This is a genomic window from Vibrio tubiashii, from assembly GCF_028551255.1.
GTDB lineage: Bacteria > Pseudomonadota > Gammaproteobacteria > Enterobacterales > Vibrionaceae > Vibrio > Vibrio tubiashii_B.
Genome location: NZ_CP117029.1, coordinates 582,801 through 597,429, shown reverse-complemented (window position 1 = coordinate 597,429; position 14,629 = coordinate 582,801). Strand labels below are relative to the sequence as shown.

Here is a 14,629-nt window from a genome sequence, read left to right as displayed (position 1 = left end):
AAGAAGCGCCTTTATCGTATGGCGCTTTTTTTATGTCTAATTTTTGCACCCGCACCACTTTACAACTACATTTTAATCAATGTTGTTTAGAGGTCCGTCATGCTGCGAGCAGTTGTTTCCGTTTTATTAATCTTGCTTTCTATCCAGTGCGCTCAAGCTCTTTCTTTGTCGCCATTAAAGAAACAGCCTTATTTTGGCGACCTTTCTGCGCTTGAAAAGAAAGGCGTCATCAGAGTTCTCGTCGCTGCTGATTTGGGTTTTTACTATGTTGAAGGAGGCAAACCCAAAGGGATACTCGCAGAGCTTCTCTATCATTTTGAAAAAGAGCTGCGCCAACGATCTTCTTACTTCAACTTGCAAGTTATTCCCGTACACCGCGACGAGTTAATTCCATCCCTTGAGCAGGGCTACGGAGATTTAGTTGTCGCCAACCTAACCATTACCCAATCAAGGCTAGAAAAAATCGATTTTAGTGCCCCTGTTTTAAAAGGCGTCCAGGAGCTACTGGTTACCCACAATGCCATTGAACCGATTGTTTCGTTGGAACAACTGAGCGGGCAAGAAGTATGGGTTCGTGCCAGTTCCAGTTATTTTGAAAGCTTACAAAAGCTTAACCAACAACTCGATAGCCAATCTTTACAGCCCATCACAATTCGATTTGTTGAAGAAACACTGCAAGATTACGAACTGGTTGAGATGATCAACCAAGGACATATTCCCGCAACCATACTCGATAGCCACAAAACCGAGCTGTGGTTAAAGGTGATGGAAAACATCCAGATTCATGCCAATATTCCACTGCGAGAAGAGGGACAGATCGCTTGGGCAATGCGTAAAGATAGCCCTAAGCTAGAAGCCTTTGTGAATCAATACCTCAAAGATTATCGCTCTGGCACCCTTCTAGGTAATGTTATTTATGGGAAATACTTAGGTAACACTCAATGGCTTAAACGAATCTTAAACCCTAACCACATCAACAAACTTGAATCCCTAACGCCTATCTTCGAGCTCTATTCAGATCAATACAGCTTCGACTCATTGATGATCTCGGCGCAAGGTTTTCAAGAATCAGGGCTAGATCAAAGCAAGGTTTCGCACAAAGGTGCGGTAGGCGTGATGCAAGTTTTACCCAGTACAGCGAAAGACCCTAACGTCAATATTCCGGATATCTATCAAGTCGATAACAACATCCATGCCGGTGTGAAATACATGCGATTTATTAAAGACCGCTACTTTAGCGAGCAGAATATCTTGCCTGAAGACCAAGTCTACTTCGCGCTTGCGGCCTATAACGCTGGACCTGCTAATATTCGCAAGATGCGCCGACTGGCTGAAAAAAATGGTTATGACCCGAATAAGTGGTTTCGTAATGTTGAAATCATGGCGAGAAGAAACATTGGACGAGAGCCCGTGCATTACGTTTCGAACATCAATCGCTATTTCATTATCTACAAACAGCTCAACTCGTTGAGGCTAATAAGGGAAAATCAGGCCGCACTAGACAGAGTGGCAGAAGAGCCTTAACAAGGTGGCAAGCGAACAGCAAAGAGACAGAAACGAGAGCGGATAAGAAAATGGAATTTAATTCACATTTTGTAGCTGGTTAATTCGCAATCAAGTGTTTTTATTAGGTCGTAGGAAGTCCCTAAAAAACAGTTGAATTTTAGCGAGTTACCTCTCCCAATCTAATGAGATTTTCTCGTGACACAAGCTTTTTCGACTCACAATCAAGCTAGTATTTGAGATAGATCACGTTTAGTTTCAACGCCTAAAACCACCCACCAAAAGGTGATCTAGATCACTTCTTTTTAGCCTTGGATAAGTAATCTGGAGTTAACCCATGAGGGATGACACAGAGGAAAACATCTATGAAAGTAAACATCACTGGTAAAAATATCGACATCACCTCTGCAATCCGCAATCACATTGAGAGCAAATTTAAAAAGTTAGAAAAGTGGCAAGTAGACATTATCGGTTGTCAGGCAAGCTTCAGCGAGGAGCCAAACAAACAGAAGAAATTTGAAGCTGTAATCACCGTACCTAAAGGACAGCTTATTGCGTCCGCCACTCACGAAGATTTATACGCTGCCGTTAACGAGGTAGAACAGAAACTAGAACGTCAGCTAAACAAACTACGCCACAAGCCAGAAGCACGCCGTACTGAGAAGCCAGAGCTTGAGGAAGAAGTAGAATAAAGCCAAATCTAGAGGATTGTAAAAATAGCGCCGATTGGCGCTATTTTTTTGCTTGACGCCCTATAGCGTGTTGCTTATTGTGTTCAAGGGTTCACTACTTAGTTGATTATTATGCACCAAACCACTCTGTTCTTTTTTGACTTCTTTTTTCTCCACTAAGCTTGGAGGCTCTCGCGTTTTCGAAAGATAAGTCAAAAACGAACAGAAAGCCTCCCAAAGGGAGGCTTTTTTTATAAGGAATACCAGGATGACTGACCAAAAATACTCACTTGATGAAATACGACTGCGTTTAAACGAACTGGACGACCAACTGCTCCAGCTCCTGTCTGAGCGTCGCCAAATGAGTATTGAAGTAGCAAAAAGCAAAGTACAAACCTCAAAACCTGTTCGCGATGCCGATCGTGAACAGCAACTATTGGTTAAGCTAATCAACAATGGTCACCACAAGTACCAGCTTGATGCTCAGTACATCACCAAACTTTTCCATACTATTATTGAAGACTCAGTCCTCCTTCAACAGTCATACCTACAAAACTTGGCGAACCCTGAATTGAGCCGCAAGCCACTCGCTCGCGTCGCTTTCCTCGGTTCAAAAGGCTCATACTCCCACCTTGCAAGCCGAGAGTACTTCAGCCGCAAGAACACAGAACTGATTGAGCTGAACTGCGAACACTTCAGAGAAGTGACACACACTGTGGAATCAGGCCACGCAGACTATGGCGTGTTACCGATTGAAAATACCAGCTCAGGCTCAATCAATGAGGTGTATGACCTTCTCCAACACACCACTCTCTACATCGTCGGTGAACTGACCTTACCAATTGAGCACTGCTTAGTTGCTACGTCAGAGTTACGTTTAGAAGAGATAAAAACCCTTTACTCACACCCTCAACCCCATGCTCAATGTAGCGAGTTTTTAAGCAAACTAGACGGCGTTAAACTAGAGTCTTGCGCCAGTACCGCAGATGCAATGCGTAAAGTTAAAGAGATGAATCGCTCGGACGTTGCAGCAATCGGTAATGCATCAAGTGGAAAACTGTATGGCTTGCAGCCGATTCAAGGCAACATCGCCAATCAAACAGAAAACCATACGCGCTTTATTATCGTCGCACGTAAGCCAGTCGAGGTATCGGCTCAAATTCCAGCGAAAACAACCTTGATCATGTCGACGTCACAAGAGGCAGGTTCACTGGTTGAAACTCTATTGGTTCTGCAGCGCTACGGCATCAATATGACCAAGCTAGAGTCGCGTCCTATTATGGGCAACCCTTGGGAAGAGATGTTTTACGTTGACCTTGAAGCACACCTTGATTCTCAAGCGATGCAGCAAGCACTTAACGAGCTCACTAAGATCACAAAACACCTGAAAGTCCTCGGCTGCTATCCGAGTGAAAATGTGAAACCGACTCAAGTAAAACTGCAATAAATATATCTACATAGCTCAAATAAATACCACTTAGTAGCTGACACAATTTATTAATATTCTTAATATCACAGGATATTTAGTTGCATATTAGTGTTGTGTCAGCCCTTACCAACTGACTCTGATAAGCAGTACACGTCTGATTTATCTAATAAGGTATTACCTAGTCAGTATGAGAGCTTCGTTCTTATCTTTACTCGCCCTTTTTAACGCCTCCGTTATCGCTCAAGAATCAGCACTGAATGTCTATATGTGGGAAGACACGCTCTCACCTAATGTCCATTCAGATTGGGAGCAAAAATCTGGTGCCCCACTCACCTTGTCGCACTTCGATAATGATGATGAGCGCAGTTTACTGATGATGAAGAGCATCCAGCTGCCTTTTGATGTCGTTGTTTTAGATAATGTTTCTGCGCAAATCTATGGTCGCTTAGGTGCCTTCGAGGAGTTATCGGGTCTTAAAAACCGCGCAAACAACGACCCCAAATGGAACCAAGCATGCGGCCCTTATGCGGTCCCTTATTTTTGGGGAACGGTAGGTATTGCATATCGCAAAGATAACATCGAACAGCCACCCACTACGTGGCAAGAGTTCGTAAACCCGCCTGAGGAACTGATTGGCAAGATTGGGATGATCAACGACAGCGTGGAAAGTTTTTTGCCCGTCTTGTACAGCCTAGGAATTGCGCCGACGACAGAAGACCCGAAACAGTTACAAACGGCGTATCCGGCAATGATGGCATTTAGCGAAAAAGTTCTCACGTACGAGTACATTTTGAGCTATGTGCGCAGTCAGGCAAATGTTCATCAAATGCAAATGACCCTCGCCTACAGTGGTGACCAATACTCTTTGAATCGAACCTTCAAACAAGATAAGTGGGATTATGTCATTCCTGAAGGAGAGCTGTTCTTGTGGGTAGATTGCTTAGCCGTAACCAGTCATTCAGAGAAAAAACAACAGGCTATCGCATTTCTCGAATACCTCATGTCTCCCAAAGTGGCTGCAACAAATGCAATGGATATCAAAGCCGCTACTCCGAATTTAAGTGCGACGAAACTACTGCCCGAATGGTACTTAAATGATGCATCATTATTTCCACCAGCAGAAAGACTAAAAAACGCACGTATAGATAGCGAACTCTCTGCTGAGAATATAAGCCTACGGGCAAAAATAATTAACCAAATACTTAAACGTCATGAAGCTAAACACTAGAGTTTTATTACTCGTTGCGCCTGTCATTTTGTTAAGTGCTGCTGTCTCTAGTTATAGCATTTACTTCAATCAAAAAGACGCCTTAATAAAGCGCGAGCAAAGTTATCTTCAACTCTCAATGGAAAAGCTAGCTGGTCATTTTCGTCAGTCTATGGCGCTGATCAACAGCTACTCTCTGACCCTAACCAAAAGTGACATTATTCGTCACTATTTTGGACAGCCAGAGAACCCTTATCGAGAGATGAAACTGATTGAAAACCTGCAGACCACCATCGAAAACCTGCAACCGAATAAACAGGATGATATCGCTGTTGCTATTGTCGATAGCCAGCACAGAGTACGCTTTTACGCCGATAACCAAAACGACCCTTTTTCCGCGTTAGATGAGAATGTACGTCACTACGTGCAGCAAACCTATGAAACAACCGGGCAGATGAGCCACACGGGGTTTGCTAAAAGCTATCAGGGGCAAAGTATCTTGATTCGCTACGACGTGCTGGACAACAACACGCTCGTGTCGCCACTTAGCTACAATAAGGATCAAGTGTTCTTTATTGTGGTGTCGCTGTCGCTAGAAAAGTTCGATCAACTCAAGCATATCCTTGAGTTTGACAATGACAGCAGCATCTTTTTCTCTGAAGAACCGATCATCAAATCCGGGCTTACCCAATCAGTCGAGCTAAAGTCTGGCCTGTATGCCGTATTAGATCCAGCTCAGTATCTTACGACAGAGAAACTCGCCAAGATTGAACAACGACTAATGCTCTCATTTGGCGTTTCGTCATTGATTACGGTACTAATTCTTTTGGTATTGCTTTATCGTCATGTCATTCAACCTATTACCCACCTTGATCGCCAGTTAAGAGAGGTGGAACAACGAAAGCGCTCTAACATCGAACGCTTAGAGAGTGACAATGAAATAGGTCGTTTATCTGCCCGTTTCTATGACATGTATAAGGAGCTCAACTCTAGCTATCAAAAAACCAAAGCGATGGCAGAGAATGACCACCTCACCCAACTGGCAAATCGCTATCAATTCCAAGTCTATGTGGAACGAATCTTGGCTAACAAGTTTAACTACAGCCACGCTTGGATTCTTTACATCGACCTAGACAACTTTAAGTATGTCAATGATAAGTATGGTCATCATGTCGGTGACTCTTTACTGGTCAACTTCGCTGAACACATCAAGAAACTCAGTGGAGAGAGCGAGAAAAAATATGGTATTAAGTCACTAGCATCACGATTATCTGGGGATGAGTTCGCTATTTTTATTGCCGCCAACAAAGCGGGCACCTTTGCTGACACATTAGCTCAAGCGGTGTTAGATCCTATTCAAAATCATACCAACGCATCCATTGGGAGTTTCCCGATTACCGCCAGTATTGGTATTGCCTCTTACCCAGAAGATGGAATGGATTTAGCCAAGTTGCTCTCTCATGCTGATACCGCCATGTATCAAGCTAAGCGCGCGGGTAAAAATCAAATTGCTCATTATTCAAAAGAGCTCGATGAAATTGTACGTCGACGAACTCAAGTAGAGCGCGCACTGCGTAAAGGCGATCTAGAGAATGAGTTTACCCTGCTCTATCAACCTTATTACGACCGCGACGGCAAGGTCATCAAAGGTGTCGAGGCTCTGTTGCGTTGGGACTCACCAAAATTAGGCAAAGTCACTCCAAGCGAGTTTATCCCTATTTCAGAGCAAATTGGTCTATTTGGCACCATTGACCGTTGGGTCATCAAGCAAGCTTTTATCGACTTCCAACAGCTACAGAGTTGCTTTGAGAGTCCTATTCAGCTATCGATTAACTTGTCATCAGCAGAACTGGATTCTTTACAACTAGCGGCTGATATTCAAAGTTTGATGGAGCTATATCCCGTGCAACCGCACTTAATCGATTTCGAGATCACCGAAACTTTTGCTTCAGATTCACAAAGCTACCTACTCCTTCATGAGTTAGCACAGATGGGCTTTAAGTTAACCATTGATGATTTTGGTTCAGGTTACACCTCAATCACTCAGTTGGTCGAATACCCGGTACAGAAGATTAAATTTGATCGCGAGTTCTTAGAAACTCTAATCAAAACTAATAATCATCAGGTGGTAAAACCTTTGGTTGACCTTTGTCACTCGCAATCTATGATGGTGACCGCGGAAGGGATCGAGTCAGAAGAGATGCATCGCTGGTTAGCGGATAACAAGTGTGATTACATGCAGGGTTATCATCTATCGCCACCACTGTCACTTTCGCAGTTAAGTTTTGTCCATATAGACCCGAAAGGAAATCTCAATGTCGGTGAAGACGGTTATTGTAGCTTCGCTTAATCCCGCCAAAATCAATGCGGTAAAGAGTGCATTTGAAGCTACATTCCCCAAGCAAGCATTCAATTTTTCTGGCGTAAGTGTTGATAGCGGCGTCGCAGATCAGCCAATGTCCAATCAAGAAACACATACTGGCGCACTTAACCGTGTAGTCAATGCAAAAGCTGAACGTGCCGATGCTGACTATTATGTTGGCTTAGAGGCAGGCATCGACGGTTCTGTTACTTTTGCTTGGATGGTGGTGGAATCACAAACCCAGCGCGGTGAGTCCCGCTCAGCCAGTTTAATGTTGCCACCGGTTGTGATTGAAAAGCTTCAACACGCCAATGAACTTGGTGATGTCATGGATGAAGTCTTCGGTACAGAGAATATCAAACAGAAAGGTGGCGCAATAAGCTTACTCACTCATGACTTGCTCACCCGCAGTTCGGTGTATCATCAAGCATTAATATTGGCCTTGATTCCATTTGCTAACCCAGAGCATTTCCCTGCTAATTTATAATATGTTTTAAAAAAATAAGGATGCCGAGGCATCCTTATTTGTTTTCGAGTAAAGCGGCGATTTGCTGCTTTTCGTCTTCACTCTTTGATTTTAGCTCGTTAGAACCACGGGTGATCGTTGCAATGCCCACCCCAAGCATCTGGCTGATCTGCCGCTGCGACATTTCTCCTTTGAGCAACTCCCGAAAAATATTGACGCGCGCAACAAGAGCTTCACGCTCATCTGGTGTCAATAACATGGTCAACAACATCTGATGTTGCTGTGACTCTGTGCTATGTTCAATCAGATCTAGTATCTGTTGCCACTCTTTATATTCAGGTTCTAAAGACATCTACTGGTGCTCGCTAATATTTCGCGTTCAGCTCATGCGGGTTTAAGAAAGCGCCATCAACACCTAACACCTCACGGTAGTAGGTTTCAAACATCAGGATATTTTGTACATATCCACGAGTTTCTTTAAACGGAATTGCTTCAATAAACGCATAAGCATCTAGTTTTCCTTGCGTTCTTTCACGCCAAGTTTTCACTCGATGAGGCCCTGCATTATACGCAGCTAACGCGAAAATTCGATTGTTATCGTAGCGTTTGAGTAAGCCATCCAAGTAGTGGCTACCTATCTCTATGTTCTTACCCACTTGGTAAAGGTCTTTGTAGCCCTGATAATCAATCTTGTATTTCTTGGCAGTGTACTTAGCGGTGGACGGCATAATTTGCATGATGCCGCGCGCACCAACCGGCGATCTTGCTTCAATATCTAACGCACTCTCTTGTCTTGCCAGAGACATCAGAGTTATTGGGTCAATGCTGTGCTTATCACCATAGAAGTTAAACCACCAACGATGCGCAACCGGGAAACGAATCTCAAGATTATCCCACATCTTAGCTTGGATGCTCGCAGTCACCGTCAGATGGTGCCAACCTTTGAATGAAGCGAATGCCGCTAGCATCTCTTTTTGAGATTTGTCGGCTCGCTTCAGTAACCAGCGCCACTCACTCTTAGCTGCAGCAATCTTATCGCGATCGATCAACTCTTCAATTCGAATCAGTTCACTGCGATAAGGCTTTATCTGCTGTTGGTCGAGAGCAATCACTGACGTAGGGTACTCAATCGAACGCTTAAGCTCTTTCGCTGCCGCGACGCTATAAAAATTACGCTGCCCAATCAAGGCCTCTAAACGTTGCTGGCCAAGCTGCTTCTCACCTTGCGCCATTTCACTGCGCGCAAGCCAGTATTGCCAACGTAAACTCTGCTGTTTATCTTGCGGTAACTGCTCTATCCAGCCTTCAACCCCCTGCCAGTCAGCAAACTGAATCGCAAGGCGCACACGGCGCTCAATCAAAGGCACACTTGAAGAGGTCGTAATTTTCTTGTCACGCCACTTCGCCAACGATTCTGAATCTGTATTGATTAAACGAAACGAAACATAGTCAGCAAGGTGCTGCGCCGTGGCTTTGTCGAAGTATTGGCCCTTGACCACCCCATCGAACTGCTGCTGCGCCATTTCGGCATCTTTGCGTGCTAGCTTCTTAAAAGCGAGCTTGGTTTGGGTTTGGTAAAACTCAGTGACTTTGTGTTTTTTGGCAAACGCCTGAACCGACTCAGGCTTACTAAACAGCGCTTTCATTTCATCGGCTTGGCGCTTTGCCTGAGTCGAGTTGAGCTGCTTTTTCAGATAGTTCATCAAGCTGCCATTACGAGCTTCAAACGCCAACAACATACGTTCAAGGACCAACTGGTCGGTTTTGAGTCCTGCCTTGTCCCAAGCGTCAAAAAGCGAATCACAAGCATCGGCGATGCTGTGCCCTGATAACCAGAGTTTTTCCGCCCCGGCAAATGCGACTTGCTTGTCTCCTGCCTGCGCGTGAGCGTTGTAGAAGTAACATCGATACGTTTCGCCTCTTGGCTCTTCAGTTTGAAACTCCAACAGCGTGCGCCACTTTCCTTTCCTTGCCAAAGCATCGATGTAAGGAGCCCGCATTCGATTCGAGAAAGGGAAAGATTGATGAGTGGTAATAAACTGATCCACTTCACTAGGCGTTTTATCGCCAATATCAACCAAGAAGCTGCGGTAGTCGACGTAAGGCGTAAGAGGATAATTCGCTATCTGAGGACGTAATTTTTTGTACTGAGAAACCTGTTTGTCATCAAGCAATGACTGAGCTTGATCGTATAAGTCTCGCTGTTGTTGAAGATCAGAAGCCACCACGGATGTGGTAAAACCTGCGCTGCAAACCATCGAAGATACAAATAAAATCGATGAAGGAAGACGATGCAGCGACTTGAGAAAAGTCAGCGTCATGAGAGTCTCATCCTGAGATTAGAAATCTATGGTGTTCCCTATTAATGCTTATTGTAATCAGCGCTGTAAAGGGCGTAGATGTAAATAATAATAAATTCACACAACTGTGACATTCAGCTTGCTTTGGGCAAATTGTTGATTAGTAATTCATCAGCAAAGAGAATCTATTTCAGTGTCTTGCTTTCTCTGGTAACAAACTGAGCTCGGTTAGTATAAAATAACCTTTTACGTGAATTGACTATTTAGGAACGATCGGCAATGGCTGAATACGTATATACCATGTCGCGAGTGAGCAAAATTGTGCCACCAAAACGACAAATTCTTAAAGACATCTCTCTAAGCTTCTTCCCTGGCGCAAAAATCGGTGTTTTGGGTCTAAACGGTGCAGGTAAATCTACCCTACTACGCATCATGGCTGGCATTGATACTGATATTGATGGTGAAGCGCGTCCACAACCAGGTCTTAATGTGGGTTACCTACCACAGGAACCAGTACTGGACGAATCTAAAACGGTACGTGAAATCGTTGAAGAAGCGGTATCCGATGTTGCAGGTGCGATGAAGCGTCTTGACGAAGTATACGCAGCTTACGCAGAACCAGATGCTGACTTCGATGCGCTAGCAAAAGAGCAAGGTGAACTTGAAGCGCTAATCCAAGCGAAAGAAGGTCACAACTTAGAGAATGCTCTAGAGCGTGCTGCTGATGCACTTCGCCTTCCTGAATGGGATCAGAAGATTGAGCACCTATCTGGTGGTGAGCGTCGCCGTGTCGCCATCTGTCGCCTACTTCTTTCGAAGCCAGACATGCTACTACTCGACGAACCGACCAACCACCTTGACGCAGAGTCTGTTGCTTGGTTGGAGCGTTTCCTAGTAGATTACACAGGTACTGTTGTGGCAATCACCCACGACCGTTACTTCCTAGACAACGCAGCTGGTTGGATTCTTGAACTTGACCGTGGTGAAGGTATCCCATGGCAAGGTAACTACACTTCTTGGCTAGAGCAAAAAGATGCTCGTCTACAACAAGAAGCCTCTCAAGAGAAAGCGCGCCAGAAAACGATTGAGAAAGAACTTGAGTGGGTTCGTCAAAACCCTAAAGGCCGTCAGTCTAAATCTAAAGCACGTATGGCTCGCTTTGAAGAACTGCAAAGCGGTGATCGTCAGAAGCGTAACGAAACCAACGAACTCTTCATCCCGCCAGGTGAGCGTCTAGGCGATAAGGTTATCGAAGTAAATAACCTATCTAAGTCTTTTGACGGCCGCGTTCTGATTGATGACCTATCATTTAGCATGCCTAAAGGTGCAATCGTGGGTATCATCGGTGCCAACGGTGCAGGTAAGTCGACTCTGTTTAAGATGCTAAGCGGCACTGAGCAGCCAGACTCAGGTACCATTGAGATGGGTGACACGGTTAAACTTGCGTCTGTTGACCAGTTCCGTGACTCTATGGATGATTCAAAAACGGTTTACCAAGAGATTTCTGAAGGCGCTGACATCATCAAGATCAACAACTTCGAAATTCCGGCTCGTGCCTACTGTTCACGCTTTAACTTCAAAGGCTCAGATCAGCAGAAGATCATTGGTGAGCTTTCTGGTGGTGAGCGTAACCGTGTACACCTTGCTAAGCTGCTTAAGGCTGGCGGTAACGTACTACTACTCGACGAACCAACCAACGACCTTGACGTTGAAACGCTACGTGCACTAGAAGAAGCACTTCTTGAGTTCCCTGGCTGTGCCATGGTTATCTCGCACGACCGTTGGTTCCTAGACCGTATCGCTACGCACATCATCGACTACCGCGATGAAGGTCAGGTTAACTTCTACGAAGGTAACTATACTGAATACATGGAGTGGCTGAAGAAGACCCTTGGTCCTGAAGCAGCGGAACCGCATCGCATCAAGTACAAACGTATTGCTAAGTAAATACGCTTGAAATTTGTGCAAAGGCCGCTAATATTAGCGGCCTTTATTATATAGCTCACAATACGGATAACTTCTGGTATTGATTAAAGCGAAGAATGCGAACAACCGCGCATAGTAGCCACTTTAGTTTTGTTACTCTTACGAGTTGAAATATAGAGAGAAGATTATGATCGAACGTCGTCGTTTTTCGCGCATTGTTTATCAAACTCAAGCTACACTGACTCAAGAATCCACCGAGGTGACTGCCTTAGTGTGTGATTTATCGCTACATGGACTTCTAGCCACCAGCGAACAGTCAGACCAGCTCGACACAGATAAACAAGTAGATGTTGAATTTTCGCTTGCAGGAAGTGATGTCACGATCCAACTTGTAGGAAATATCGTTGGGCTTAATAACAATGTGATTCGTGTCAGCATTGATCATATTGATATTGAGAGTATCGGACATTTGAAGCGATTAGTTGAATTAAATGTAGGTGATGATGACCTGTTACATAGGGATATCGAACACCTCTCTGATTTAGGTGAATACACCTAAACTAACTAGTTTATGTCGAAGAAAATTACCATTTTTATCCCCAATTCATCGGGGGTACAAACTTTTGATGTTTCAAGAAAGACTCTGTTTATTTCTATAGCTGTCGTCGCTGGCACCCTTTTTTCAGGTGTTGGTTATGGCTACTACCAGTGGCATCACGAACAAACCACTCAACAAAAGTACCATGCGCTGGTCGATAAGCTCAGCGAGCTTGAAGTGCTTTATGAGGAACAGGTTGATACCACTCACTCTCTTTCCCAAGAGCTAGAAGATAAGCGCAATCAAATACATGTATTGGGCAAACGCGTCTACGATGTGGAATCCGTTCTTGGTCTTGCAGATGAATCCTTAACGGATGATGTCAGCCTAGAAAACCGCATTGATGCTGCAGCGGTCGACTCTGCGGTTCGCGCTACCATGTTTCGCTTAATTCCAAACGACACACCAATGAACTACGAGCGAATTTCGTCTTCCTTTGGTCGTCGTACTAACCCAATCACAGGTAAGAGACATACTCATACCGGGATCGATCTTACCTGTAAGCGTGGTGAAGAGATTTATGCGCCGGCTGATGGCGTGATTGAAACCGTCCGTCCAAGCAAAAAAGGCTTTGGCAACTTCTTAACCGTTCGCCACTCGTTTGGTTTTATGAGCTCCTATGCTCACTTGCATCAGTTTAAAGTGCGTAGCGGACAGTTTGTCAGTAAAGGGGATCTGATTGCCACCTGTGGTAACTCAGGTAACTCCACTGGCCCTCATTTGCATTACGAAGTCCGCTTCCTTGGGCGTGCTCTGAATCCGCAATACACAATGGATTGGACGCCAGAGAACTTTAACTATCTGTTCGAGAAAGAGAAAAAGGTGAAATGGGCGCCACTGGTTAAGCTGATTGATGATACAGTCAGACTGCAAGTTAACTTGACCAACAACCCTTACCAAGACAGTTCAGTCAGCACGGTAAAAAACGACCAAGAACCGCAGGTCGATAATCTTACAGTGCAATAGTCTTCCAGAGAAAACAAAAGAGCGACCGTTTGGTCGCTCTTTTTCTATTCATTATCGACTTATTAGCCACGATGGATTGAGTCATTGGCTTGTTTTAACAAGTTCTGGCTCTCATCAAGGAACTGCTTTGAGTAATCACCAAACCAGTCACTCACTCTATCAAAGCTCTCAACAAATGCTTGTTTGTCATTGCCATCGAGAATCTCTAGCGCTTCACCAAAACAGCGATGGAAACGCTTAATCATATCGATGTTTTCCTGAGAAGAGAGAATGATGTCTCCGTATAGATTAGGATCTTGGCCAAACAGACGTCCAACCATTGCCAACTCCAAACGGTAGATAGGTGAACTAAGCTGCAGTAGCTTATCGATATTTGGGTTCTCTCGGCTTAGGTGTAGACCGTAAGCAAACGATGTAAAGTGTCTTAGCGCTTGAATCAACGTCATACCGTGGTCATGCTCACTTGCATCAATCTGGCATAAGCTCGCGCCCCAGATAGAGAACTGTTTTAACAACCATTGATAATGCTCTTCACCACGCCCATCACAGTAGACAATCACCTGCTTAGCTAAACTTGGCACATCTGGACCGAACATAGGGTGCAAACCAACAACAGGCCCTTTATGGACGTTCAGCATCGCTTGTAACGGTCTTGATTTTATCGAGGTTAAATCACACAGGATGCAGTCTTCAGGCAGTTTGCCCAACTTCTCAATCACACCTTCAGTCAGGTGAATTGGCACGGTAACTACGACCATGCCAGCATTCTCTAGCAGTTCATCAGCGCGGTGCCAATCTTTACTGCCAAGTACTTTTACATCGTAGCCAGACAGTGTGAACATGCGACCAAACAATCCACCCAGTTGACCATTACCACCAACGATGACAACAGAACGCAATTCAGGGTTAAGGCACTTAAAGCCAGAATCCTTCTCGCTCGCATAAGACTCACGCATAGTACGGCGCAAAATATCTTCAATCAGCTGAGGCGGTACGCCCTTTTTCTCGGCTTCTTCACGACGCGAAGCCAGCATTGCGGCTTCACGATCCGGAGCATAGATTGGCAAACCATGCTCACTTTTTACTTCACCAACCTTCTCAACTAAAGAAAGTCGCTGGGATAATAAATCAAGAATTTGTTTATCGACTGCGTCTATCTGATCACGCAATTCATTCAATTCAACTGCCATTGATATTCCTT

Annotated in this window: 12 protein-coding genes and 1 other annotated feature; of the genes, 9 read left to right on the top strand and 3 right to left on the bottom strand. The window is 44.6% G+C overall.

Translation table 11 applies throughout. The features are described 5' to 3' along the window. Window positions 1-99 precede the first annotated feature (99 nt). The 6 genes from LYZ37_RS02760 to yjjX all read left to right on the top strand — a co-directional run bounded on the left by LYZ37_RS02760 (window position 100) and on the right by yjjX (window position 7,659). Window positions 100-1,524 carry a lytic transglycosylase F gene (locus LYZ37_RS02760; protein WP_272786354.1) on the top strand — a complete coding sequence of 475 codons (1,425 nt, stop codon included), beginning with the start codon at window positions 100-102 and terminating at the stop codon, window positions 1,522-1,524. Between the two features lie 344 nt (window positions 1,525-1,868). Continuing rightward, a complete protein-coding gene (hpf, locus tag LYZ37_RS02755) occupies window positions 1,869-2,195 on the top strand; it encodes a ribosome hibernation-promoting factor, HPF/YfiA family (protein ID WP_069667500.1) in 327 nt (108 codons plus the stop codon). A 113-nt stretch (window positions 2,196-2,308) separates the two neighbouring features. Next, window positions 2,309-2,429: a sequence feature (Phe leader region), on the top strand. A 13-nt stretch (window positions 2,430-2,442) separates the two neighbouring features. Then, a complete protein-coding gene (gene pheA, locus LYZ37_RS02750; RefSeq protein WP_272786353.1) occupies window positions 2,443-3,621 on the top strand; it encodes a prephenate dehydratase in 1,179 nt (392 codons plus the stop codon). A 169-nt stretch (window positions 3,622-3,790) separates the two neighbouring features. Further along, the gene (locus LYZ37_RS02745) at window positions 3,791-4,831 is read left to right on the top strand and encodes a polyamine ABC transporter substrate-binding protein (RefSeq protein WP_272786352.1); all 1,041 of its coding nucleotides are present in this window, start codon (window positions 3,791-3,793) and stop codon (window positions 4,829-4,831) included. Beyond that, window positions 4,815-7,160, top strand: coding sequence for a putative bifunctional diguanylate cyclase/phosphodiesterase (locus LYZ37_RS02740; protein WP_272786351.1), 2,346 nt, complete (start codon window positions 4,815-4,817; stop codon window positions 7,158-7,160). The genes LYZ37_RS02745 and LYZ37_RS02740 overlap by 17 nt, the downstream gene beginning before the upstream one ends. After that, complete coding sequence (gene yjjX / locus LYZ37_RS02735) at window positions 7,126-7,659, top strand: inosine/xanthosine triphosphatase (protein WP_272786350.1); 534 nt, start codon at window positions 7,126-7,128, stop codon at window positions 7,657-7,659. Before LYZ37_RS02740 ends, yjjX begins: the two co-directional genes overlap by 35 nt. A 34-nt stretch (window positions 7,660-7,693) precedes the next feature. Here the strand turns inward: yjjX and trpR are convergent, their stop codons facing one another. Next, window positions 7,694-7,990, bottom strand: a complete 297-nt coding sequence (gene trpR, locus LYZ37_RS02730) for a trp operon repressor (protein ID WP_004749076.1) — start codon at window positions 7,988-7,990, stop codon at window positions 7,694-7,696. 13 nt (window positions 7,991-8,003) lie between these two features. Continuing rightward, complete coding sequence (gene sltY, locus LYZ37_RS02725) at window positions 8,004-9,959, bottom strand: murein transglycosylase (RefSeq protein WP_272786349.1); 1,956 nt, start codon at window positions 9,957-9,959, stop codon at window positions 8,004-8,006. A gap of 258 nt (window positions 9,960-10,217) precedes the next feature. Here sltY and ettA point away from each other — a divergent pair, with 258 nt between their 5' ends. From ettA to LYZ37_RS02710, 3 genes are all read left to right on the top strand, one after another. Then, the gene (gene ettA / locus LYZ37_RS02720) at window positions 10,218-11,885 is read left to right on the top strand and encodes an energy-dependent translational throttle protein EttA (protein WP_272786348.1); all 1,668 of its coding nucleotides are present in this window, start codon (window positions 10,218-10,220) and stop codon (window positions 11,883-11,885) included. 166 nt (window positions 11,886-12,051) lie between these two features. Next, complete coding sequence (locus LYZ37_RS02715; RefSeq protein WP_054962720.1) at window positions 12,052-12,423, top strand: PilZ domain-containing protein; 372 nt, start codon at window positions 12,052-12,054, stop codon at window positions 12,421-12,423. 12 nt (window positions 12,424-12,435) lie between these two features. Next, entirely contained in the window at window positions 12,436-13,428 is a 993-nt protein-coding gene (locus tag LYZ37_RS02710; protein WP_272786347.1) for a M23 family metallopeptidase, read from the top strand. Window positions 13,429-13,490: 62 nt separating this feature from the next. On the opposite strand, the gene tyrA is transcribed toward LYZ37_RS02710, so the two are convergent. Next, complete coding sequence (gene tyrA / locus LYZ37_RS02705) at window positions 13,491-14,618, bottom strand: bifunctional chorismate mutase/prephenate dehydrogenase (RefSeq protein WP_272786346.1); 1,128 nt, start codon at window positions 14,616-14,618, stop codon at window positions 13,491-13,493. Window positions 14,619-14,629: the final 11 nt, after the last annotated feature.

Excerpts from the sequence above, each read along its gene's own strand:
- LYZ37_RS02760 (WP_272786354.1), top strand. The coding sequence starts at position 100 with ATGCTGCGAGCAGTTGTTTCCGTTTTATTAATCTTGCTTTCTATCCAG.
- hpf (WP_069667500.1), top strand. The coding sequence starts at position 1,869 with ATGAAAGTAAACATCACTGGTAAAAATATCGACATCACCTCTGCAATC.
- pheA (WP_272786353.1), top strand. The coding sequence starts at position 2,443 with ATGACTGACCAAAAATACTCACTTGATGAAATACGACTGCGTTTAAAC.
- LYZ37_RS02745 (WP_272786352.1), top strand. The coding sequence starts at position 3,791 with ATGAGAGCTTCGTTCTTATCTTTACTCGCCCTTTTTAACGCCTCCGTT.
- LYZ37_RS02740 (WP_272786351.1), top strand. The coding sequence starts at position 4,815 with ATGAAGCTAAACACTAGAGTTTTATTACTCGTTGCGCCTGTCATTTTG.
- yjjX (WP_272786350.1), top strand. The coding sequence starts at position 7,126 with ATGTCGGTGAAGACGGTTATTGTAGCTTCGCTTAATCCCGCCAAAATC.
- trpR (WP_004749076.1), bottom strand. The coding sequence starts at position 7,990 with ATGTCTTTAGAACCTGAATATAAAGAGTGGCAACAGATACTAGATCTG.
- sltY (WP_272786349.1), bottom strand. The coding sequence starts at position 9,959 with ATGACGCTGACTTTTCTCAAGTCGCTGCATCGTCTTCCTTCATCGATT.
- ettA (WP_272786348.1), top strand. The coding sequence starts at position 10,218 with ATGGCTGAATACGTATATACCATGTCGCGAGTGAGCAAAATTGTGCCA.
- LYZ37_RS02715 (WP_054962720.1), top strand. The coding sequence starts at position 12,052 with ATGATCGAACGTCGTCGTTTTTCGCGCATTGTTTATCAAACTCAAGCT.
- LYZ37_RS02710 (WP_272786347.1), top strand. The coding sequence starts at position 12,436 with ATGTCGAAGAAAATTACCATTTTTATCCCCAATTCATCGGGGGTACAA.
- tyrA (WP_272786346.1), bottom strand. The coding sequence starts at position 14,618 with ATGGCAGTTGAATTGAATGAATTGCGTGATCAGATAGACGCAGTCGAT.